This window comes from Helicobacter rappini, assembly GCF_900198625.1.
GTDB classification, from domain to species: domain Bacteria; phylum Campylobacterota; class Campylobacteria; order Campylobacterales; family Helicobacteraceae; genus Helicobacter_A; species Helicobacter_A rappini.
The window spans coordinates 1-23294 of the sequence record NZ_FZPK01000012.1 but is presented as its reverse complement, the minus strand read 5'-3'; the positions used below and the strand labels follow the sequence as shown (position 1 = coordinate 23294).

The 23294-nt window shown below is 34.7% G+C and carries 18 protein-coding genes; 15 read left to right on the top strand and 3 right to left on the bottom strand.

The window, feature by feature from the left end; all coding sequences use genetic code 11:
* The first annotated feature begins 2 nt into the window (after positions 1-2).
* The 5 genes from nth to C6H17_RS03310 all read left to right on the top strand — a co-directional run bounded on the left by nth (position 3) and on the right by C6H17_RS03310 (position 5985).
* Complete coding sequence (gene nth / locus C6H17_RS03330) at positions 3-641, top strand: endonuclease III (RefSeq protein ID WP_005219813.1); 639 nt, start codon at positions 3-5, stop codon at positions 639-641.
* 282 nt (positions 642-923) lie between these two features.
* On the top strand, positions 924-2555 hold the full coding sequence (locus C6H17_RS03325; protein WP_005219812.1) for a SurA N-terminal domain-containing protein: 1632 nt from the start codon (positions 924-926) through the stop codon (positions 2553-2555).
* Positions 2552-3937: a cell division protein FtsA gene (gene ftsA / locus C6H17_RS03320; protein ID WP_004086956.1), complete on the top strand. Its 1386-nt coding sequence runs from the start codon at positions 2552-2554 to the stop codon at positions 3935-3937. The genes C6H17_RS03325 and ftsA overlap by 4 nt, the downstream gene beginning before the upstream one ends.
* Before the next feature lie 18 nt (positions 3938-3955).
* Positions 3956-5158, top strand: coding sequence for a cell division protein FtsZ (gene ftsZ, locus C6H17_RS03315; protein WP_005219811.1), 1203 nt, complete (start codon positions 3956-3958; stop codon positions 5156-5158).
* A 50-nt stretch (positions 5159-5208) separates the two neighbouring features.
* Positions 5209-5985 carry an amino acid ABC transporter ATP-binding protein gene (locus tag C6H17_RS03310; RefSeq protein ID WP_051355146.1) on the top strand — a complete coding sequence of 259 codons (777 nt, stop codon included), beginning with the start codon at positions 5209-5211 and terminating at the stop codon, positions 5983-5985.
* Between the two features lie 603 nt (positions 5986-6588).
* On the opposite strand, the gene C6H17_RS03305 is transcribed toward C6H17_RS03310, so the two are convergent.
* Complete coding sequence (locus tag C6H17_RS03305) at positions 6589-6849, bottom strand: hypothetical protein (RefSeq protein WP_004086953.1); 261 nt, start codon at positions 6847-6849, stop codon at positions 6589-6591.
* Between the two features lie 451 nt (positions 6850-7300).
* Between C6H17_RS03305 and C6H17_RS03300 the strand changes: the two genes are divergently transcribed.
* The gene (locus C6H17_RS03300) at positions 7301-8185 is read left to right on the top strand and encodes an FkbM family methyltransferase (protein ID WP_020995977.1); all 885 of its coding nucleotides are present in this window, start codon (positions 7301-7303) and stop codon (positions 8183-8185) included.
* Positions 8186-8362: 177 nt separating this feature from the next.
* Positions 8363-9217, top strand: a complete 855-nt coding sequence (gene argB, locus C6H17_RS03295) for an acetylglutamate kinase (RefSeq protein WP_027338288.1) — start codon at positions 8363-8365, stop codon at positions 9215-9217.
* A gap of 160 nt (positions 9218-9377) precedes the next feature.
* On the opposite strand, the gene C6H17_RS03290 is transcribed toward argB, so the two are convergent.
* Entirely contained in the window at positions 9378-9617 is a 240-nt protein-coding gene (locus tag C6H17_RS03290; RefSeq protein WP_148374306.1) for a hypothetical protein, read from the bottom strand.
* Positions 9618-10291: 674 nt separating this feature from the next.
* On the opposite strand from C6H17_RS03290, the gene C6H17_RS03285 reads away from it, so the two are divergent.
* The 7 genes from C6H17_RS03285 to C6H17_RS03255 all read left to right on the top strand — a co-directional run bounded on the left by C6H17_RS03285 (position 10292) and on the right by C6H17_RS03255 (position 20976).
* The gene (locus C6H17_RS03285; RefSeq protein WP_005219807.1) at positions 10292-10732 is read left to right on the top strand and encodes a hypothetical protein; all 441 of its coding nucleotides are present in this window, start codon (positions 10292-10294) and stop codon (positions 10730-10732) included.
* Between the two features lie 441 nt (positions 10733-11173).
* Positions 11174-11698, top strand: coding sequence for a gamma carbonic anhydrase family protein (locus tag C6H17_RS03280; protein ID WP_005219806.1), 525 nt, complete (start codon positions 11174-11176; stop codon positions 11696-11698).
* Positions 11699-11782: 84 nt separating this feature from the next.
* Positions 11783-12571, top strand: a complete 789-nt coding sequence (flgG, locus tag C6H17_RS03275; RefSeq protein WP_004086933.1) for a flagellar basal-body rod protein FlgG — start codon at positions 11783-11785, stop codon at positions 12569-12571.
* Positions 12572-12905: 334 nt separating this feature from the next.
* Positions 12906-15587: a site-specific DNA-methyltransferase gene (locus C6H17_RS03270; protein WP_005219805.1), complete on the top strand. Its 2682-nt coding sequence runs from the start codon at positions 12906-12908 to the stop codon at positions 15585-15587.
* Between the two features lie 4 nt (positions 15588-15591).
* The gene (locus C6H17_RS03265; protein ID WP_020995976.1) at positions 15592-17115 is read left to right on the top strand and encodes an ATP-binding protein; all 1524 of its coding nucleotides are present in this window, start codon (positions 15592-15594) and stop codon (positions 17113-17115) included.
* A gap of 1 nt (position 17116) precedes the next feature.
* Positions 17117-18118, top strand: a complete 1002-nt coding sequence (locus C6H17_RS03260) for a virulence RhuM family protein (RefSeq protein WP_104731337.1) — start codon at positions 17117-17119, stop codon at positions 18116-18118.
* Positions 18115-20976 (top strand): DEAD/DEAH box helicase family protein, encoded by a 2862-nt coding sequence (locus tag C6H17_RS03255; RefSeq protein WP_005219802.1) that lies wholly within the window; start codon positions 18115-18117, stop codon positions 20974-20976. The genes C6H17_RS03260 and C6H17_RS03255 overlap by 4 nt, the downstream gene beginning before the upstream one ends.
* A 273-nt stretch (positions 20977-21249) precedes the next feature.
* Here C6H17_RS03255 and C6H17_RS03250 read toward each other — a convergent pair whose 3' ends face one another.
* Positions 21250-21822 carry a hypothetical protein gene (locus C6H17_RS03250; RefSeq protein WP_005219801.1) on the bottom strand — a complete coding sequence of 191 codons (573 nt, stop codon included), beginning with the start codon at positions 21820-21822 and terminating at the stop codon, positions 21250-21252.
* 114 nt (positions 21823-21936) lie between these two features.
* Here C6H17_RS03250 and C6H17_RS03245 point away from each other — a divergent pair, with 114 nt between their 5' ends.
* On the top strand, positions 21937-23196 hold the full coding sequence (locus C6H17_RS03245) for an ArsS family sensor histidine kinase (protein ID WP_104731336.1): 1260 nt from the start codon (positions 21937-21939) through the stop codon (positions 23194-23196).
* Positions 23197-23294 lie beyond the last annotated feature (98 nt).

Here is a 23294-nt window from a genome sequence, read left to right as displayed (position 1 = left end):
AAATGACAAAAAAAGAGCGCATTGCAAACATTAAAGCTCTATTTTTAGAGCATTATAAAGACGCACAAACCGAATTGCAATATACAAATTTGTATGAGTTATTAATAGCCGTCATGTTATCAGCCCAATGTACTGATAAACGCGTAAATATGGTAACACCAGCATTATTTAAGGCATATCCAAGCACAAAAGAATTAAGCAAGGCAGACTTAGGGAGTGTCGCAGAGATTATAAAATCTGTCTCTTTTTTTAATGCAAAAGCAAAGAATCTAATCGCAATGGCAAAGAAGGTAGAGATAGAATTTAATGGCGAGATTCCCACAAATCAAAAAGATTTAATGTCGCTTAGTGGTGTTGGACAAAAGAGTGCAAATGTTGTATTAGGTGAGTTTTTGGGTATGAATTACATGGCAGTTGATACACATGTATTTCGCGTTAGTCACCGACTTGGTTTAAGTAAAAGTAAAAGTGCGATTGATACAGAAAAGGATCTAACAAAAGCTTTTAAAGAGAATCTTAATATTTTACACCAAGCCTTTGTGCTATTTGGTAGGTATCAATGCAAGGCATTAAAGCCTATGTGTGATGATTGCTTTGTAGCAATGTATTGTGTAAGTAAGGCAAATTTTAAACCACAATGAAATTTCAGAATCTTTAAAGAATAGAAACTCTATAAACTAGGGTAGGGTAGGGCGAGATTCTCAAAGTCTTATTTTATAAGATTTTTTGCATAAATAATATACATATTTACCACACATTAACCTATATTTAACTCAAAATATAACACTAATTAAAAATTGAAAAATAACAGATTAAACTTATAAAATATTGTATTTTTTCTGTTATAATGGCAAAACTTTTTCAGTCAAAAAACATAGATCATTATTGTTTCAATTTTTTATTATTTTCAAAAGGAATTGTATATGCTAGAATGGATGCAAAAGCACAAGAAATATTTAGTTATTACCGTATGGGTAAGTGCTTTGGCATTAGTTTTTGCAAGCATGGTAGAGTGGGGTGGTGGTGGCTTCTCCGCAGTATCAAGCGACAGCGTTGCAAAGGTTGGCGACATATATATTAGCCGTCAAGAATATCAAAGAAAATATAATGAAATTTATGATAATGTTGCTGAATACATGCGTCAAGTAGGGCTACCAGATGATGGTAAGCCTATGCCAGAAATAGAACAAGAAGCCTTTAGAATCTTAGTGCAAGAAAAATTGTTAGAAATGCTTGCAAAAGACATTGGTGTAAGCATAACTTCAAATGAGATTCTAGAAGCTTTGCTTAATACGCCTGAATTTCAAGATGCAACACATACTTTTAATAAAGAACAATACGAAAAGCTATTACAAGCAAATCGTTGGAATACCGCTGATTATGAAGCGTTTGTAGCAAAGGCTTTACTGCAAGAAAAAATGCAAAATTTTCCATTAGCACCAGTTTCTACACTTGAGACAAACGCTTTTATGAGTGCAGGGAAGATTAAAGATGTTGCGGAGTTAAGATTACTGCATAAAGATTCTGTGCTAAAAAATGCTGTGTTGCAAACAGCAGATTCTGAAATTCGCTCATATTGGGAAAGAAATAAAGAAAAGTATTATAAACCAGCAAGTTATAAGATAGCCTATATGGCACTTGATATGGGTGAAATTAACACAAATAGGGCAATGCTTGAGAAGTTCTATAAAGACAATGAGAGAAAATATAAGAATCTAACATTTGAGCAAGCCTTAGAGGAAGTGGAAGCGGACTATCGCAAAGCGGTTTTAGGTTTTGCTAGTTCTTATATGGCGACTATAAGCAAAAATATTGCTGAAAATAATAAAGATTTACAGATTAAAACAAGCAATGTTATCACCACAATGGAATCTCAAAGCATTGCTTTATTGCAAAAACACTTTGATGGTGATTTAGATATTAAAGATATAGCACTGCAAGATATTCCATTGTATAGTTTGCAGCTTAATGATGATGGAAGTGATCATTCTGCTTTGATTACTGCGGTAAGCAGTGGTAAGGGCTTACTTGCACCTTTAGAGTATAGCAAGGACCATTGGATTATCCCTTATATTACCGAAAAGATTCCAAAACAAGCACTTAGTTTTGAGTTAGCAAAAGAGTTAGCTAGTAGGGATTTAATGGCAGAAAAGCAAAATGATGAGTTTAAGAAAATGGCATATACCAAGCTTTCACAAATAGGCGAAGAGAATTTAGGAAATGTCGTGCCACTACATTTGTCATTATGGCAAGAGCAAAATATGCAATCTCATAAGCAATTACTATCACTTGGTCTGAATGACATGGATATACGACAAGCACTAGATTATATCATGCGACATAATAAAAAAGAGGGCGTTGTATTTCTTGGTAGCGACAAAGCACTTTTATTTAGAGTTGTTAAGCAAGAAATGCCTAATTATGCAGATCTAGTAAATATTACAAATGCAGAAGATGAAGCCCTGCAAGAAGCAAAGGTTAGGGATCTTAGAAATGCTATGTTTGAATATGCTATGAAACATTATAAGGTTATTGACTATAGGAGGCAGAATTGAATAAGATTATTCTAGGTGTTGATGTTGGTTCAACAAAAATCTGCTCTATTATTGCTGATGTTAGGGGTTCTGATGTGCAAATCATTGGGACTGGGACATGTAAGACACAAGGTGTTAAGAAAGGTGCAATTGTAAATATAGAGCAGGCTGGCAGTGCCATTAGAAAGAGTATCCACGAAGCAAAGCTAATGGCTGGAGTGGATGTCTCAAAAGCCATAGTATCCTTGTCTGGTGCGCATACAAAAAGCATAAATGTAAGCGGCAGTGCTAATGTAATGGATAGAGAAGTTAATATCGACACTATCAATGCCGCGTTGAGTTTTGCCGTGCATAATGCTGGGATTCCAAAGGATTATTCAATCGTGCATGTACTTCCCCATCATTTTAGATTGAATGATAAAGAGCATGTAGAAGATCCTATAGGTATGACAGGTAGTCGCTTAGAAGTTGATACTCATATAGTTACTGTGCAGACTGCGAGTTTAGAGAATCTCAAAAAGGCTATTCGATTGGCTGGAGTTGAGATTGAAAACATTGTTCTTGCGTCTTATGCGGCTTCAATTGCGGTATTACATGAAGATGAGAAAGATTTGGGTGTAGCATGTATTGACATGGGAGCGCAAACTTGTGAGCTTATGGTCTATGATGGAAACTCTATGTGCTATAACGATTTTCTTGGCGTAGGTTCTAATCACATCTCAAGCGATATGGCGAGATTTCTTAATACGCCTTTAAAAGTTGCTGAAGAAATTAAGATTAAATTTGGGAATCTTTTGCCTAGTGCAGAAGAGCAGGGCAGGGTGCTTGAAATCCCGCGTATAGGCAATAATGAAGAAACCATTGATGTTCCTTTGCGTGATATATATTGTGTCATGGGTGATAGGGTAAAGGAAACCTTGCGGATATTATCAGATTCTATTGGCACGAGTGGATTAAAAAAACAGATAACAGGCGTGGTGCTTACAGGTGGAATGGCAAATTTAAAGGGTATGCGAGAGTTTGCTTCTGCTGCGTTTAGCCCGCTTTCTGTGCGTTTGGCGCGTCCTACTGAGATAGATGGCTTATTTGATAACTTAAAAGATTCTAGTAGTTCAGTTGTAGTGGGGCTTATTCTTTATGGTGCAGGAAACTTCACCAATTATGAAAAAGATTCACAAAATAATATTAGGAGTAGGCATAATGCGTTAAATATGGTAGAATCTGATTACGAAACACAAACACAGACAATGCAAACAGACTCTAATTTTCAGATAGATTTGCGGGATTTAGATCAGCCCAATGCTGATGGACTTGAAAATCAAGCTGGGAATACAAGCAGTTCGCAGGACGAAAAGCCCTCATTCTTACAACGAATCAAGGCTTGGAGTAAAGATTTATTTTAAACAATTAAAGGTGAAAATATGAATAACAATGAAGTAGATTTACGAGAAATACCAAACGAAGAAATAGGACATGCTCCAGTTATTACGGTTGTCGGTGTAGGTGGTGGTGGCAATAATACTATTCGCCATTTAAAGAATAAAGGCACTTTTTCAAGCATTCGTTTAATGATAGCAAACACTGATTTGCAGCACATGCACAACAGCCCTGTGTCAAACCACATCGTTTTGGGTAGAAAGCTTACAAAAGGCTTAGGTGCAGGTATGAAACCTGAAAAAGGTAAGCAAGCTGCAGAAGAGAGTTATGATGATATTAAACAAGCCCTGCAAGGCTCTGATCTTATCATTATTGCCGCTGGACTAGGTGGTGGGACTGGGACTGGTGCTGCCCCTGTTTTTGCAAAAGCCGCACAAGAGACTGGTGCATTAACTATTGGCGTTGTTACAAAACCTTTTGCCTATGAGGGCAGTCGCCGTGCGAAGTTGGCAGAAGAGGGCTTAAAAGAGTTGCATGAAGTTTGTGATTCTATCGTTGTTATTCCTAATACAAAACTGCTTAGTGTAATCGGTAAAAATACAGGTTATAAAGAAAGCATGAGTTATGTTGATGATGTTGTAGCGCGTGCGGTGAATGGAATCTCAAGTGTGATTTTAAATAACTCTGATGAGGGAATCAATGTGGATTTTGAAGACTTACGCACGGTTATGAGTCACAGAGGTTTAGCATTAATGGGTATAGGTGAAGGGCAGGGTGAGAATGCCGCTGATGATGCAATCACCAATGCAATACATTCACCACTTTTTGACAATATGTCTATTAATGGTTCTATGGGTGTGATTGTGAATTATGAGTTTAACTCTAATTTCCCATTTGTTGCGATTTCAGAATCTATGGCAATCATTCAAGAAGCCGCAAGAGACGATGCGGATATTATTTTCGGGACTATGCCACGAGATGATTTTGAGATGGATAAAGTGCGTGTTTCTATTATCGCAACAGGCTTTGAAACAAATAAACAGCAAGAGATTCCAGCAAAGCCACAAGTTGCAACGCAGGTAGCACAACCACAACAAGAAGTAGCAGGGCAGCAGGCACAAAAAGAACCGAATCTATTCACTTCTACACCAGATATTTTTGTGCATAGAGCGACAAAAATTAGCAGTGGCGATTATGATGACGATGATTTGGACACGCCAACATATATTAGAAACCAAAAAGATTAAAGTATTAAAATTATAAATATGCAAACTTTTATTGTATTGCATTTAGGGGTATGGATTTGATACACCATCATGAAACTGGTGAAGTTTTACTAGAAACTCGCAATTTATACAAATCATTTAACAACAAAACACAAGGCAAAATCCAGATTCTAAAAGGCATTAACTTTTCTCTTAGAGAAAGTGAAGTTGTTTCAATTATCGGTCCTAGTGGTTGCGGTAAAAGCACTTTTTTACGATGTTTGAATGGGCTTGAAAGTATTGATTCTGGGGAAATTATCTTCGATGGAAAAGCAATTCAAGCAAACTCAAATTGGCGTGTGTTGCGGCAACAAATTGGTATGGTTTTTCAAAGTTATGAGCTTTTTCCACATTTAAGTGTGCTTGATAATGTATTATTGGCACCTTGTAAAATACTTAAAAAAACCAAAGAAAGTGCCACAGAAGACGCGCTAAAATGGCTAAAGCGAGTTGGATTAGAAGAAAAAATACATCATTATCCACGAGATCTAAGCGGCGGACAGAAACAAAGAGTAGCAATCGTTCGTAGTCTTTGTATGAATCCAAAAGTTATGCTTTTTGATGAAGTAACTGCAAGTCTAGACCCAGAAATGATAAAAGAAGTGCTTGAAGTTATAAAGTCGTTGGCAATTGATGGCATGAGTATGGTTATTGTAACTCATCAAATGCGATTTGCTGAAGCAATCAGTCATAGAGTTATGTTTTTTGATGGTGGAGTTGTGGCTGAAGAGGGTCAGGCACAAGAATTCTTTAAAGCACCAAAAACAAAAAGAGCCAAACAATTTTTAACAATTTTTGATTTTGAATGAAATACTATAAATAATAAATTACGCAGAATTTGCAACTCCATATTGACCAACAGGTTTAAAGTTACATGTTTTTTGCTTTCTAAAGATGGAAGGGGAGAGATAGAGCCTTGAATAAATAAAAATTTGAAAATTAAAGTTTTCATATATTTTTATTTATCATTCTCGCATCTCACAGATAGGCGTAGCAAAACATGTATGGGATTATCCGCTAGAAACCCATATTTTTATGTAAGCTTTAGCTTTATTCGTGTTTTTTTGCTGGACTTATATCTATATATCAAACAATAAAACCTCTTACCAATCATCAATAATAAAAGCATAATAAATTTTTTGCTATTATTGATTTAACATGCTTTTGAATTTATCTACACAGAATCGATGGAATCCACCTTAACCTAAACCTATATTGCAAAAAACATAACACAATGGAGTTAAAAATATCCATAAGATAAATTGATAAGAAATAAAGAGAGATTTAAGCAAGAGTTAAATTTCAATTTTGCAACGCTATGTAATAAAACGATAGCAAATACACACAATAACTTTTCTGTAATGTCGTTGCAAAAATATCAAAGCAAATATATAAGAGATTTGTGTAGTAGCTTATATATTCATGCCTCCATAAATTTGTGCTTTATCCTCTTCTCTATCATCAGCCTCTAATTTATCTTCGATGATTGTTCTAATCTCATCGTATTTCTTTGCTTTCGCATAGTTTGCAAGCCAACTATCTACCCATTCAGGCGTTGTGCCACGAGAATTCCAGCCTACAACCCCAGTATATCCCGCATTTACCATTGCCGCAAATTCTTTTTTCTTCAGTTTCAGCACCTTTAGCTGATGTTCAAAATTTTCAATAGTCATTTCAACCTCACTTAATTAAGATTACTTTCACAAGAACTCATCATTTTGTAACACTCTGATTCTGCATTCGTGTAAAAGATTAACATGAAATTTTATTTACTTTTTATCAATTAATTACTAATAATCATAAATATTTAGTAAAAATATATAGAAATTTTGATTATATTGACTATAAAATTACCATATAAATAACTTTAAATGCTTTTAGTATCATTAAATACATCTAGTAATAGAGTAAGGCTTGTTGTAAGAATAGATTGCACCGCCCTACCCTATTCCATAAATGAAATAGCTTTGAAACTCCAAAACTCTTAAATTATAGAATCCTTTGTATTCCATTATGCAACCTCAATGCAAATTAAAAATATAAAACTAAGGCTATTTTTCATTATCTCTTGAATCGTTTTTTTTTTTTTGTAGAATAGCTGACATCAAAATATAAGGGACTAGCATGGGTATTATCAGTAAAGAGATAGATGGCAATAAGGAAGTAAGAAAGATATTGGGTATCCCTCTACTCACGACACATAAAAAACAGATTCAAAACAGCATAAGAAAGCGATATAAATTATTTGGTATCCCAGTATATCAGCGTAAGAAGAAAAAATACAGCAATGAGAGCATTTTACTCAACATGCAGGAAAAGGTAAATCGAGTTGAATATCTCATAGATTCTCTATGGCTATCAAACCTGCAAAATGAAACATTCTGTGGGCAGCTTGGACAAGACGCCCTAGCCTATTCTATTCTGCATAAAAAGAAACGAGGCTTTTTTGTCGATATAGGCGCACATGATGGAGTGAATATTAATAATAGCTATTTATTTGAGCGACTTGGGTGGAATGGATTTTGCGTTGAAGCCAATCCAAAAACCTTTGAAGAATTAAAGAAAAATAGAAAATGTGATACCTATAACCTTGCGATTTTCTCCAAAAATATCGGCACAACAACCCTTGTAGCTTCAGATTCTGAATGTTCTGTGCTTGATACATTAGAGCTAAACTTGACACAGCACCATAAAGGTCGCCTTGATGAGTTAGGGCAAACTAAGACTTTTTCAGTGCAAACAGCAACTTTTAATGAAGTTATGCAAAATTACCCCAATATTTTTCATATAGATTTTATGACTTTAGATGTTGAGGGTGGTGAAATGGAAGTGCTAAAAGGCATAGATTTTGACAAATATAGCTTCAGCGTGATGACAATAGAGCATAATTACACAGAATCTAAAGAGCAAATAATAGACTTTTTACACACAAAAGGCTATCGCGTATTGCTACAAAATGCGTGGGATATTATGTTTGTAAAATCTTTATATGTTGAATATAAATATTAATTTAGTTTCTAAATATAATTACATTGTATGGCTATCTGCCAAATAAACCAAAAATATATCAAAACTTTACGCCGTGCCAGATTATAAGAAACAATAAAATAATATTCACACAATAAATATGCTACAATAAGCTTTTTCTACAACCAAAAGGATACACAAATGGACAAAGAAAAGTCAATGAAAGAGTGGCAAGACAAGGCAAAAATATTAATAGAATCTTTGCCCTATATCCAGCTATTCCGCGGCAAAACAATGGTGATAAAATACGGCGGAAGTGCCATGCTAAATGAAGAATTGCAAAAAAGTTTGATACGCGATGTAGCCCTACTTCATTCAATCGGATTCCAACCTATTATCGTGCATGGCGGGGGCAAGGATATTGACAAATGGCTAGAAGTCGTAAAGATTGAAAGAAAATTTAAGGACGGCTTAAGGGTTACTGATAAAGATACGATGAAAATCGTTGAAATGGTGCTAAATAAAATCAGTAAAGACATCGTGGGTATGTTATGTGAGTTTGGTGTGCAAGCATGCGGCATAAGCGGCAAAGATGGCAGAATGCTGCAAGTGCGACCAAAGGATAGTGAGAATCTTGGCTATGTTGGCGAAGTAGTGCATGTGGATACGACACTTGTAAGTGCGATTTTGCAAGATGGCTTTGTGCCTGTGATTTGCCCTGTTGGTATAGGGAGCGATCATAATAGCTATAATGTTAATGCCGATGATGCAGCATGTGCGATTGCTGAAGCATTGCACGCTGAAAAGCTTGTATTTTTGAGTGATATTGAGGGCGTGTATGAGGATTATGATAATAAGGATTCTTTTATTTCAGAGCTTAGTTTGCGTGAGGCACAAAATCTTATCGACACAGGCAAAGTAAGCGGCGGTATGATACCAAAGTTACAAAGTTGCATACATGCTATTCACAATGGCGTTTCTCGTGTGCATATACTCGATGGAAGAGTGCAGCATTGCCTACTTCTAGAGTTTTTTACAAATAAAGGCATAGGCACAGCGATATTAAAGAAATAGATTCTATCTTGTATTCTTAAAATCTTGCTTGGATTTATTGCTACGGGTTAGATAGTATAAATACGTGACCGAAGCAAAAATTGAAAACTCACTTATGCAGTTGTGTAGCAACAAATCCACACTTGCAAATCAACAAAAAGTCGCAAAAAGAAAAACGCAATCACAAAATAATCATACTTGCCGCCTGTGCCACTATTTCTTCACTCACACCTACTTCATGCAATCCAGCCAATCTATTAGCCTTTCTAAACAACTTCCCACTACTTCTAAAGTTCCCCTTTGTATAGTGAAAAATATATTCATTAAAGCATTCTGCACATTCTCTCTCATCACAGCCCCTTAAATGCCACCTTGAATCAATACGCGAATACAACTGCTTTAAATCCCCATTTTTACCCATTAAATTCTTTGTTAGAAGCTCAGTTCCAACAAGTACAAACCCCTTTTGACTAAAGTCCCAAATACGCCTTAAATCTTCTAATGCCCTTAAAGGCAAATGCTCTGCTTCATCAATGATTACAATGCAATCCTACGAGATAATTCCTTAGCAATAGCTACGACCCTATCATGCAAGCTTCTATGATAATTTAAATGCAGTCTATCACTAAGTATTTCTAGCAATACCTTTGCAGTAGTATGCAAGGTAGCTTCAATCAATATGCAGTTTTGTCTATTACTGCTTGTATTATGCGATGCGTTGCTATACTCACCATATAGAGCTACATCTTATATTCTTATATCATCACATCGATATTGTGTATAGCACAACTCATCATTTGTGCTAGAAATTTATTTTTCACACATCACATTTTAAGCGGCCTAAAATCTCTTAATAGTCCATCGCATAAAAACCATGGATTTACTTAGTTGTACATTGCCATTGCTCCTTATGCTTCACGCCACACTTGTGTCATTTGTCAAAAAACACATACCATAACAACGGGCTTACAGCGCACAGATAGAATCTATAATAAGGAATATTTTATGCTTTTATTTCGCAATCTTTTAGCTTTATAGCTACTTTTATATTAAGGCATAAAGACTAAAGATATATTTCTACATAAAGGATAAGGTATGAAAAAGTTGATATTGGCTGGTTTGTTAAGCATTGGTGTAGCTTCTATGGCGTTTGCTGATGAAAACGATATTAGAATTTATAAGAATATGGCAAAACAAGCAAACACATTGATTAGTGCATGCAATACGCAAAGCTGTAAAAACTTTATCACAGAAATAAAAGAAGTAAGTGCATGGCTTGAAAAGGCAGAGCCACACAGAGATAAAGACGATGAGAAGTCTAAAACAAAAGATAAGTATTATACCAATAATGCGATACAAGTAATGAAAAAAGCATGTGCTAGTTTTAAAAAGCTAGATACTAAAGATACAAATGCTTTAGCTAAAAAAATAGATTATGAAGAAGTGGAAGACAGCATAATGAAAACTTGCCCTATGATTGAAAGTGGCTTTGCTGATTTACTAATGGGGATTGGTTCAGCAACAACAGGAAAATAACCTTACCTACAAACTTCACTAAACAAGGCTTAATTTATATCTATACGATTAAGCCTTATTTGCCCTTTTTATTCTGTTATTTTCTCTAATTTTAGCTTTATTAATAAAGCTAAACTTCTAGATTCTTAATTCCTATCATTTTTGCAAATATAGTCATTAGCCTCTCCCATGCAAACTTTCAAAAAAGCAAAAAACCTAGCCCAGATTCTGTATTTTAGAATTTAAGCTTTGATGAGTTTATATTTTATATTTTTAGATACTTCACTCAAAGACTTAAACATGACAAATATTTGCAGTTAGATAAATATTTTCAGCATGACATTGCTAAGTTTTAGAATCTTTCATTATCCACACTCGAATCTATCTATTAAGATTCCATAAAAATAACATTGCTCTAAAATAATGCTATAATCTATAAAAAACGCAAGGAAAGGATAAAGCATGTTGATAAAATTTAATGGGATTACGCCTAGTATCGGTAAAGAAGTGTTGATATGTGATGGAGCAAAGGTTATTGGCGAGGTAAGCATTGGCGATAATGCGTCAATTTGGTATAATTGTGTATTGCGTGGCGATGTGAATTATATCAAAATAGGTAAAAATACGAATATACAAGATTTGACTATGATCCATGTATGGCATAGAGAAAAGGGCGAGGCTGAAAGCGGTTATCCCGCGATTATTGGCGACAATGTTACCATAGGACACAGCTGTGTTATCCATGCGTGTCATATTGAGGATAATTGCCTTATTGGCATGGGTAGCATTGTGATGGATGGTGCTAGGATTGGGAGAGATTCTATTGTTGGGGCGGGAGCGGTCGTTACAAAAGGTAAAAAGTTTCCACCAAAATCACTCATTCTTGGGAATCCAGCGAAATTTGTGCGAGAACTTAGCGAAGAAGAGATAGAAGAAATAGCAAATTCAGCCATTCGCTATGTGGAGTTTAAGAATCAATATATGTGAATTATGAAGTAAATCGTGCGTAGATTCTAAAGTTGGCATACCTTTTGCTTTTACTATCTCAAATTCAAACTAAGGATAGTTAGCATGATGAGATCACTCTATACTGCGACAACAGGAATGTTAGGGCAGCAGTTACAAATCGACACGACTTCAAACAACATTGCGAATGTGAATACAGTGGGCTTTAAGCGACAAAGAGCGGAGTTTAACGACTTGTTTTACCAAACATTGCAGTTTGCAGGCACACAGACAAGCGAGACGACACTCACGCCAACAGGTATTGAAGTGGGTGTGGGTGTGAGAACGGGCGCGATTAATAGAATCTATTCTCAAGGCAGTCCAAAAGAGACAGAAAATCCGCTTGATGTAGCGATTATGGGTAAAGGATTTTTCCCCATACAGCTTCCAGATGGCAATATCGCTTATACGCGAAGTGGGAATTTTAAGCTTGATGATCAAGGCAATATCGTTACTTCAGAGGGCTATCTAGTCCAGCCACAAATCACCGTGCCACCAGAAGCACAAAGCATAAATATCGGTGCAGATGGCACTGTGAGTGTTACACTTGGTAACAATGGACAGGCGGAAGTTTTAGGGCAAATTCAGCTTGTGAATTTTGTGAATCCAGCCGGTTTGCATGGCTTAGGCGATAATCTTTATATGAATACAAATGCAAGTGGTGAGCCAATAGAGGGCATAGCTGGACAAGATGGTTTAGGGCAGATTCGTGCAGGATTTTTAGAGTTAAGCAATGTGCGTTTAGTGTCTGAAATGACTGATCTAATCACAGGGCAAAGAGCGTATGAAGCAAACTCAAAAAGCATTCAAACAGCAGATTCCATGCTACAAACCGTTAATGGCTTAAAGCGATAGGTTAGATAAAGTTTAATCTCATATTTCTTTATAACTTACCTTGATAGCAAAGTGGCTTGTTAGAATCTATGGGATTATAAAGTTCGCTTTGTCCTAAAATACAGCGATTGCTATGCAAGAATGTAAATAAGATTCTTTATATAGAGATTATAGTCTCTATATAAGCATTAATGTTTCAAGGTATTCACTTTTTTATTATACTCTTAGACAAGCAACATTTTTAATCAGAATCAAATTAATGTGGCTCCATAAGCAAAGTAATTTCAATGATACAACACACTTAAAAACTATATGCTAAAATTACCTTTGGAAAAGAATACAAAAAAGGCAAATAATGGACTACAAAAAGGCATTTTATAGCAAATTAGAGGAATGTTATCTGGGTGCAAAGATAAAAGCCTATGAAAAGGCTCATACAGCACAAAATACACAAAGCAGCACAAGCAACGCGCAAAGCGGTTTTAGTAATCTTTTAAGCATAAAAGAGCAGTATTTCTCTCACATAAAGGCTTATTTAGATTCTGCTATCCCAAATGATGATTTTAACTCACACGATATTTACAACAAGCTTTACACTTTCTTTGATAGCTATCTTAATGATACGGGCACGCCATTTTTCCACGATACGCCGCTGTATAAAAACATTTATGCAAAAGTCTATACCAATTCTAAAGATACAAGCCTTTTTTATAAAACAAAAGACTTATACTATGTCAAAAGTGATACGCTTTATACTAGCCTTACTTTAAGCGATGAAAACGAGCTAGCCCAAATCTACTTTGATACAAGTGAATATAGGCAAAACGCCGATAATACCAAGCGAAAGCTTATATTCAAACTTGATAAAATCGAGCAAACAAGCACAGATACACAAGATTCTATACCCACCATTTATATCAAGGTTTTAAGTCAAAAGGATTTATTCCCCGATCTTAATGCTGTGTTTAAAGAAAATAGCAACGAGTTGAGCGAAGATTTTATAAAATCCCTAAAAGCACATAAAATCCCCCTAGATGAAGCACGCATAAAAAAGCTTTTTACAAGCTATAAAAAGCAAAATGAAGTAGATTTTTTTATCCACAAAAATGCAAGGGCATTTTTACAAGAGCAGTTTGACTTGTGGTTTTATCATTATCTCTATAAAGACAGCGAGTTTCAAGAATGGAGTGTAAAATCCATATCACATTTACAAAGGATTCGCAATATCGCCTTAGAGATAATAGGGCTTATAGGCGATTTTGAAGATGAGCTAAAGGCTGTGTGGTTAAAGCCCAAATTTGTCAAAGTGGTAAATTATGTCTTTAGTCTTGATTTAATTTTGAAGCATTTAGCATTGAGTGATAAAGCACAAAATACAACCCTTTTAGATTCTATATGCAAAGACAAAGGCTTTGAAAAGCAAATCAAAGAATGGCAGGATTTAGGGCTTATTGATGAGAGTTTTCAAGCACAAAATATAAGCGAAAAGATATTGAGTGATGACAAATATAAATTCCTACCCCTTGACACAAAGCATTTTAGCAAAGAGATAAAATATAAGATTCTAAGCGTGTTTGATGATATAGAATCTATTCTTAATGGTGAGCTAATAAAGGCAGATAATTTTCAAGCCTTAAATTCCCTAATGCCAAAATACCAAAACAAAGTGGATTTAATCTATATTGATCCGCCTTACAACACGAGTAACAACGATTTTGTTTATATGGATAAATTTAATCACGCATCGTGGCTTTCAATGATAGCTAATCGCTTGGAATTAGCAAGGGAATTTTTACAAGATAGCGGGAGTATTTTTATAAGCATAGATGATAATGAACAAGCAAGACTTAAAATACTTTGTGATTCTATATTTAGTGAAGACAATTTTATAAGTAATGGTATTTATGAAAAAGTAAAAATACGAAAAAATTCAGCCCAATATTTTTCAGAATCGCACGAACATATTTTGATATTTGCTAGAAATAGAGATATTTGGAAAAGAAAATTATTGCCTAGAAAAGATTTAAAAGGCTATAAAAACCCAGATAATGACCCAAGAGGTGTTTGGATTCCTATTCCTATCCACGCAAATCATTATTATGATGCTGACTATAAAATTACAAAACCCAATGGAGTAATTTTAGAAAAACCGAAAAATCAAAGTTGGCGTTTAAGTGAAGAAAATTTTAAAAAACACATTAAGGAAAATAGAATTTGGTGGGGTAATGGAAATGGTTATCCTATGATAAAAAGATTTTTAAGCGAAGTGCAGGAGGGACTTGTGCCAAGAACGATTTTTTACTATGATGAAACAGGCGGGAATCCAGCAGGTGATAAAGCCTTGAAAGACACTTTTGACAATTTGAAGGTATTTGAAAATCCAAAGCCAGAAGGACTTATTCAGCAGATTGCAGAAATAGGTAGCAATGAAAATTCTATAATTTTAGATTTTTTTGCAGGAAGTGGGACAAGTGTAGCTACCGCACAAAAGCTAGGACGTAAATGGCTAGGCATTGAAATGGGAGAGCATTTTTATAAAGTCATACTCCCACGCCTTAAAAAAGTTATCGCGGGATTCCAAAGTGGGATTAGCAAAGAATGCGACTATCAAGGTGGCGGAGCATTTAGATACTACGAGTTAGAATCCTATGAAGAAGCATTAAAAGAATGTGAATATGTGCTTGCAGATTTTCAATGTGAGAGAAAGACAAGTAAGATAGCTGACAATAACACTGAAGCAATCTACCCTGCTAAAGATTATCAAAAAGCACAAAAAATCATTGATTATAGAAAATCCCGCAAACTCATTAAAAAGCTGAATAAAGGTGAAACAATCACGCTAGATATGAGTGGATATAGAAAGGAATTTGATTTATTCCACACTTTAGCAAACTTACAAGGGCTAAAAATCAAGCGATTATTTTTAGATTCTAAAGGTATAGAATCTTGTGAGTTTGATAATGGAGAGATTTTGAATCGAGATTCTATTGATTTGGCAAAATACCCAAAACTGAAAAATCTAATATGGTGGGAGTAGAGGAATGGGGCAATCTAATTTAAGTAGCGATGAAATAGCATTAATTAAGAGATTATTCGAACTTGAAATACCCAATCAAGAAATATTAGGCTATATCAACAATGCTCGCGCAAATGTAAAGAATCATATCAATAATGGCAGAATTACAGACATAAAACAGGGAAGAATTGGCGCAGGCATTCAAGCTTGTGATGAGGCAAAAGCTAAAGCGTTTATGGAGAAATATGGAAATATCCCTAACAGCAAGAAACTTAATTTTTTATGTGTCAAAGATGGGTATTTAGAAAATGAAGAAAGTGAAATTTTAGAATTTAAAGAAACTTTTAAATCAATTAAAGAAGATAGATTGCTTCACAGCATTCAGGCTATGGCAAATAATCAGGGCGGTTTTATTGTTTTTGGCGTCAAAGAGGAAGGGCAAAAAACCAAGAAATTTATCATTAATGGCTTAGAAGCTAAGGAGATAGATAGCTTAATGCAAGATAAAAAGCATTTTAGCGAGAAACTTGGCTCACATTTTGAAGAGAATATTAAGATTGAGAGAGGCAAGGAAAGTATTGCTGGTAAGGTTGTGGGTTATATAGAAGTTCTTGAATCTCAAAACAAGCCAATTATTAATAAAAATGGAGATATTTATTATAGATATAATGCCGAGACTAGAAAAATTAAAAAACTTGATTTAATAAAAATTTTAGAGAATAGAGAAACTCAAGTATTGAAAAACACCTTTTATGCTCATATAGAAACTATTCTAAAAAATGGTATAGAAAATAGTGCTGTAATAAATCTTAGCACAGGTGGTGTTGAGGGAAAGGGCGGAAATTTTTTAATAGATGAAAGTTTATTGTCAAAAATTGCTTTTGTAAAAGAGGGTGAATTTGTAGCAAAAAAAGGCAAACCTACTTTAATATTAAAGGGTAATGTGCAGCCTCTCAATGCTGAAGGTATTGTTGTTCATCAAACACATGATAAAAATATTGATGATAACTTAATTTATGAATGTTTTTTAAAACAAGAAAATATAGATTCTCCAAAGGTATACTTAAAAGCAATGTGTGGCTATAATAGCAAGTGGTATCCAATATATTTTTATGCAGAAAAAGCAGGTTTAAACAAAGAAAGGTTAAAAGAATTTTTTAAATCATTAAGGAAAGAAAATATAAGTGAGAAAAAAATTAACGAGAAAGTAAAATTGATAGAAGAAAATCTACCACAGCAAGAATATGATAAAAAGAAAACAAAATATGAAAATGAATTGATAAACAAAAAAGACTTGCTGCAGATTATCCAAACAAAACAAGACATTAAACCTGCAACTATTTTAAATTATATATGCAATTCTATAATTGGACTAGAGCAAGAATATATTCACAAGAACAAAAAATATCTCCTAGAACAATTATTGAAATTAAGGCAATACTTTATAGGCAAAGAGGATTCTATGCCAACACAAATTAAAAAAGCTATTGCTTATATAGATAGGGTTCTATTCTGCAAAGAACAAAATATAGAAAATAGGAACAACTAATATGCCCAACCTCCTCCTCTATACCACACAAGACAAAAAAGTCAAGGTTGAACTCTATGAGCTTGGCGAGAGCGTATATCTCCATCAGGATTCTATGGCAAAACTTTTTGACATCTCAAAATCTAGTATAAGCGAACATATCACAAATATCCTAAAAGATGGGGAATTGCAGGCAAATTCAGTTATTCGGGAAATCCGAACAACTGCTAGTGATGGCAAATCATACAAAGTGAAATTTTATGCCTTAGAGATGATTTTGGCTGTGGGCTTTCGTGTGCGTAGTAAAAGGGGAGTGCAGTTTAGAATCTGGGCAAATGAGCATTTAAAAACCTATTTACAAAAGGGCTTTTTAATAGATAGCGATAGACTTAAAAATCCAAATGGCAGAAGCGATTACTTTGATGAGCTGTTAGAGCAGATTAGAGATATAAGGGCGAGTGAAAAAAGGTTTTATCAAAAAGTGCGAGAGCTTTTTGCTTTGAGTATAGATTATGATTCTAGCGATAAGGCAACGCAAATGTTTTTCGCACAGACGCAAAACAAGCTTTTATACGCTATCACGCACAAAACTGCTGCGGAGCTGATTTGCGAGAGAGCAAACGCAAAAAAGCTGAATATGGGGCTTACAAGCTGGAAAGGTAGCGTTGTGCGTAAAGGTGATGTGATTGTGGCGAAAAATTATCTAAAAAAAGAGGAGCTAGATAGTTTAAATCGTTTGGTTAATGTGTTTTTAGAATCCGCAGAACTTAGAGTGAAAGATAAGCAAACTTTGACTATGGACTTTTGGAGACAAAATGTGGATTCTTTGCTGACCTTTCAAGGAATGCAAATTTTAAAAGATAATGGCAGTATCTCTAACGCACAAATGGAGCAAATCGCTTATAAACAATATGAGTTATTTGCTACACAACGCAAAAAGGAAGCATTGCTTAAGGCAGAAAAGGAAGATGAAGAGATATTAGAATCTACCTATAAAACACTTAACGCGAGAGCAGGAAAATGACTAAAAAACAATCACTGATTTTAAAAGATATTACAGACAAAAAGATTCACTCTTTCAACGATCTTTTTGAAAGCCTTGATTTAGTAAGCTTTAATGGCAGTATTAGTCTGCAAGAGTATCAAGTGGCGGCATTGCAAAAGGCATTATGCAGTTTAAAGCTGTATAGAGATGATACAAAAGAGCTATGCTATGAATACAAACAGGCTTTTAAATACAATGGATTAGATTCTAAAAAAGGCTTAGATATAAAAGAGTTTTGCAATATGGCAAGCTTTTGGATGGCAACAGGCAGTGGCAAAAGTATTGTGATGATAAAGCTTATAAGCCTTATGCAAAAACTTATGAAAAATGGCGAGATAGAATCTAAGCCCATAATGCTACTTGTGCCAAATGATAAGATTTTAGATCAGTTTAAAACGCATATACAAAGCTTTAATGCGTATCAGCCGATACAAATCACTTGCAAAGAGATAAAAGCTTATGATAATCAAAGTTTGCTAGGCTTTGAAAATGTCGTGTTTCTTGGCAGAAGTGATTTGCTAGATATAAAGGAAAATGTCGGTAAAGATTCTAAGGCTAAAAGACTAAATTATGATGATTTAATGCGTGAAAAAGGCTGGTATATCTTGCTTGATGAAGCACATAAGGGCGATAGCAAAGATTCTATAAGAAAAAGCTATATAAGAGACTTAGCAAAAGGGCGAGAGAGGCAGGAGTATCCGCACGGATTTATCTTTAACTTTTCTGCGACTTTTGATAATGATATAGAGCTTTTTACTTGTGCTTTTAACTACAATTTAGAGAAGTTTAATAATGATGGCTATGGGAAAAATATCGTGGTGCTAGATAGTAATCTCAAAGCCTTTAAAGATTCTAAGGTGGATTCTAGCGATGAAAAGCTAGAGCGAATACTAGAGAGTTTTATCCTTTTTGTGGGGATAAAGCAGGAATTAAAAAGCTTAAAAGCAAGGTTTGAAAACCTGCATTATCATAATCCTTTAATCATCGCCGTGGCGGATAAAGTCAATACCAAAGATGCGGGGATTAAGCTGTATTTTGAAGCGATTATGAAAATCTTACAAGATTCTAAAGATATAGGCGAGATTGCAAAAAACTTAGCAAAAAAACTAGAATCTAGCAGGATATATTTTGCAGAAAAAGAGATGAATAAAGACTTTTTAGAGCGACTTGCAAAAGTGGATTCTAAAGACTTAAGAGAGCAAATCTTTTATGCTAAAGAGACTTCAAGCCTAGAGTGCTGTAAGATTAAGGGGAATAATAAAGAGCTTGCCTTTAAAAGTAAAAATGCGACAAAGCCCTTTTTGCTTTTAAATATCGGTAGCATTAAAGAGTGGGAGAAAAGCTATCTTGATGGGCTAGGCATTGAGAGTGGAGAGGATATGGCAAAGGGGTATTTTGAAGAGCTAAATCACAAAGAATCGCCCATACAAATTATGATGGGTAGTAAGGTGTTTAGCGAGGGGTGGGATAGCAATCGTGTGAATTTCATCAACTTTATCAATATCGGTAGCAAAAAGGCAAAAAAATATGTCCTGCAAACCATAGGGCGAGGGGTGAGAATTGAGCCTTTTAAAGATATACGCAAACGACTAAAAGCAAGTAATACACTAGAGTATAACACAAAGGATTCTTTAGGTGATGGGAGTTTGGGCATTGAGAGTGTATTTATTATGGCGACAGAAAATGAAGCGATTGAGTGGATTTTAAAGGGGCTTGAGGGCTTTAGATTCCAAAGTAAGATTACAGGCTTTAAGAGAAATAAAACGCTAGAGCCACTGCTTGTGCCAAGCTATAAAAACTCTCACAAACAAAATGAAACCTTTGTGATTTCACATTGTGATTTTGAGAGATTAAGCAAATATATAGAATCTTATGATGAAGATATTTTGCTTGTATCAAGCGGGATAAATAGAGTGGATTTAGGCTTTAATACTCTGCAAAAGATAAAGCAAAAAATGCGTGATGAAACAAGCAGGGCTTTAGAGATAAAGGGCAATATGCCAAAACTTAAACCACAAAATGCCCTGCATAGTATGGATAGATTTTTCCACACACCTTTGCTGGAGTTAGAAAAGTTTGTGCCTTGTGAAGATAAAATTACACATTATAATGAATTTATGCTAAGTGGTGATGGGCTTAGTGAGATGATTATAAAAGAGATGAATAAAGCAGTTAAAGAATTGGCACAGAGCAAACAAGCTAAAAGCATAGATGAGCTTAAAAAAGAGTTTGAAAAAGGCAAAATCACACTAGATGAATACACCGAGAAAATCCAAGCTAAACCAACACAAAGAGTAGAAAAACATAGCTATGTTATCACAGCAGAGTTAGCAAAGCACTATTACAGCCCTATGGTTTTAGAATCATATAAAGATTCTACAATCCATATTAACTATGCTATTAGTGAAAGAAGTGAGATAGAATTTTTAGAGGATTTGCAGAAATATTTACAAGATTCTAAGAACGCATTTAAAGACTATGAGTGGTGCTTTAGCAAGATTGTAGAAACAAAGGATTCTATATTTATCCCCTATTTTGATACGCAAAGCCAAGAGCAAAGGAAGTTTTACCCCGATTTTATCTTTTGGTTAAAGCATAAGCAAAGTGGGGATTATAAAATCATTTTTGTAGATCCTAAGGGCTTAAGCTTTGAAGCAAACGCAAGAGATAAATTGCGGGGCTTTAAAGAATTATTTTGTGATAAAAAGCTAGATTTTCAAGGCTTAGGTATAGAAGTAGCTTTGTATTATTACAACAAAGAATCTAGCGTGCCAAAGGATTTTAGTGGGTATGTTGTATCGAGAGTTTGTGATATTTTAAAGAAGAATTGTGATTAAGGCCTTCTTAAACATAAGTTTTTGCTAGATAAAAACTTCATGCAAGATATGCAATGTGATTTATAGTTTATTGTTTGTGAGTGTTAATAAGCTAAACAATTCTTGTGAAATACTAGCCTATTTGTTAGTCTAGTGGTATTCAAAAAATGGCTTTGATAGTTTTTACAATGACAACAATATTGCTATTGATACAATCAGATCTAAGACACTTATTTTGCATTAAAAGATTAAGCAAGCAATAACAACTAATGCAAGATTATTCAGCAAAAGTTCTTACACCCTCTCCGCAATCTTTCTTCCTACATATTCACCAATATATGCACCCGCAATACCCCCAGCTAATACACCAACACCCGGTATCACCGCACCACAAACAATAGAGAATCCACGCGCTACCACAAATCCACCTATAATGCCACAAGCATTCTTTTTGATAGATTGCAGGCATTCCTTTTGTGTTGTTTCGCCTTTTTGCCATTTTAAAATGTCATTTGCAGAGTTCATTGCGATTTGTGTGCCAAGCTTAAAAGCTGTTGTGCCAAAATTTTTCATAAGATATAAGGCTTTATTGCCGCTATGTTGTATCATCGCATTAGCTGTGCTTTTATTTATCTGTGTGGTTAGGATATAGGTTAAACCCTCCTTACACGCATTTAATGTCCCATGAAAAATGGCTTGTTTCATGGCGACTTCCTTCCCTTTTTCTTGTTTATTATTGCAATAGGCTAAAGTTGTGCTTACACCACCGGCTACACACGCAACAATACTAGCATTTTTATATATATTTGCATTTTTATCAACACTAGCGTTTTTATACGCATTCACACTTTTTAGAGATTTTGTCATGGCTATATTCCTTTATTGGAGTTTTTAACATTATAATCACATTTTGCAAATTATTTTATCACTTCATGCCATATTTTAAGCAGTGTAATTAAACTTAGATTCTAAAGGTTAGATATGTGGAGAAGCACATCTATATTTATCCAAATCAGTATTTTATTTGCCATTGCGTTTGCTAGTTTCCTAGCAGTCTCACTTTTTTATGTCAAGGTGCAGCCGGGTATAGAGAGTATAAAGCAGTATAATATCATCGTTGCAGCCATCGGTAAAATGCGTCAATATAATGCAAGTATGGAGGGTATAAAAAGCTTTCTTGAAGAAGAGAATTTTTATGAAGTGCCAATCACAGAATATATGCAAGAAAGGATAGCACAAGAGCCAGCACCACATCCGGGCAGCTTTAGCGTGAGTGTTATACAAGATGGGAATGATATATTTATTGCCTTGCGGACTATGGATAATTTTGTTGTTTATCAAGATCCTATTGCATTTAATTGGTCTAAATATCACATGCTAACCTTTATGGGCGCGCTTATTTTAGTCATTATTTATATTACACTTATGAAGCGACTAATGCCACTTAGCCATATTAAAAATGAAATAGCGATTATGGCAAATGAAAATGAGATTCGACCTATTGTTTGGGGTTCTAAAAATCAAGATGAAATAGGTGAATTGGTGCGTGAATTTAACCATTCTGTTGAGAAGCTAAAAGCAGTGGGTGAAGCAAGGACGCTTTTTTTACGATCTATTATGCACGAGCTTAAGACACCGATTACAAAAGGGCGAATTGTAGCGGAAATGGTTATAGATTCTAAACAAAAACAGAGATTGTGCGGCGTGTTTGAAAGGCTTAATTCACTTATTGATGAGTTTGCAAAAATCGAGCAGCTAGCAAGTAAGAATTATATGACAAAAAAGATAGAGATACCCCTGCAAGAGATTGTAAAAGAAGCTATGCAAATGCTACTTATTGATTCTAATAATAATGACAATATAGTGTTTTTGCACCATGATGACTTGGTGAAAGTGGATTTTCATTTATTTACATTATGTATTAAGAACTTGCTTGACAATGGCATAAAATATAGCATAGATTCTAAAGTGATTATAGAATCTAGGGGCAAAGACTTGATTGTAAAAAATAAAAGCGAAAAGTTAAAACTTGATGTAAATGAATATTTTAAACCCTATTTTAAAGATATTAAAAATCCACTCTCACAAGGTTTTGGCTTAGGCATGTATATCGTAAAAACAACACTTGACACACAAAACTTTGAGTTAGAGTATCTCTATGAAGATGGATATAACATGTTTATAATAAAAGATTGCATTGTAGAGAATTTTTGCCGTTTGGATAATGCCTTGAGAGATTAAAATCTAGGTTCTATTTTTATTAAAGCGGTGTTTTGCAGTGATTATTTAGAATCTCGTTCTATTTTTTTGCATTCCACCCCCCCCCCCCACATCACCCC

What these genes read in the sequence shown, in the direction of transcription:
- nth (WP_005219813.1), top strand. Translation starts at nt 3, where the DNA reads ATGACAAAAAAAGAGCGCATTGCAAACATTAAAGCTCTATTTTTAGAG.
- C6H17_RS03325 (WP_005219812.1), top strand. Translation starts at nt 924, where the DNA reads ATGCTAGAATGGATGCAAAAGCACAAGAAATATTTAGTTATTACCGTA.
- ftsZ (WP_005219811.1), top strand. Translation starts at nt 3,956, where the DNA reads ATGAATAACAATGAAGTAGATTTACGAGAAATACCAAACGAAGAAATA.
- C6H17_RS03310 (WP_051355146.1), top strand. Translation starts at nt 5,209, where the DNA reads ATGGATTTGATACACCATCATGAAACTGGTGAAGTTTTACTAGAAACT.
- C6H17_RS03305 (WP_004086953.1), bottom strand. Translation starts at nt 6,849, where the DNA reads ATGACTATTGAAAATTTTGAACATCAGCTAAAGGTGCTGAAACTGAAG.
- C6H17_RS03300 (WP_020995977.1), top strand. Translation starts at nt 7,301, where the DNA reads ATGGGTATTATCAGTAAAGAGATAGATGGCAATAAGGAAGTAAGAAAG.
- argB (WP_027338288.1), top strand. Translation starts at nt 8,363, where the DNA reads ATGAAAGAGTGGCAAGACAAGGCAAAAATATTAATAGAATCTTTGCCC.
- C6H17_RS03290 (WP_148374306.1), bottom strand. Translation starts at nt 9,617, where the DNA reads ATGGGTAAAAATGGGGATTTAAAGCAGTTGTATTCGCGTATTGATTCA.
- C6H17_RS03285 (WP_005219807.1), top strand. Translation starts at nt 10,292, where the DNA reads ATGAAAAAGTTGATATTGGCTGGTTTGTTAAGCATTGGTGTAGCTTCT.
- C6H17_RS03280 (WP_005219806.1), top strand. Translation starts at nt 11,174, where the DNA reads ATGTTGATAAAATTTAATGGGATTACGCCTAGTATCGGTAAAGAAGTG.
- flgG (WP_004086933.1), top strand. Translation starts at nt 11,783, where the DNA reads ATGATGAGATCACTCTATACTGCGACAACAGGAATGTTAGGGCAGCAG.
- C6H17_RS03270 (WP_005219805.1), top strand. Translation starts at nt 12,906, where the DNA reads ATGGACTACAAAAAGGCATTTTATAGCAAATTAGAGGAATGTTATCTG.
- C6H17_RS03265 (WP_020995976.1), top strand. Translation starts at nt 15,592, where the DNA reads ATGGGGCAATCTAATTTAAGTAGCGATGAAATAGCATTAATTAAGAGA.
- C6H17_RS03260 (WP_104731337.1), top strand. Translation starts at nt 17,117, where the DNA reads ATGCCCAACCTCCTCCTCTATACCACACAAGACAAAAAAGTCAAGGTT.
- C6H17_RS03255 (WP_005219802.1), top strand. Translation starts at nt 18,115, where the DNA reads ATGACTAAAAAACAATCACTGATTTTAAAAGATATTACAGACAAAAAG.
- C6H17_RS03250 (WP_005219801.1), bottom strand. Translation starts at nt 21,822, where the DNA reads ATGACAAAATCTCTAAAAAGTGTGAATGCGTATAAAAACGCTAGTGTT.
- C6H17_RS03245 (WP_104731336.1), top strand. Translation starts at nt 21,937, where the DNA reads ATGTGGAGAAGCACATCTATATTTATCCAAATCAGTATTTTATTTGCC.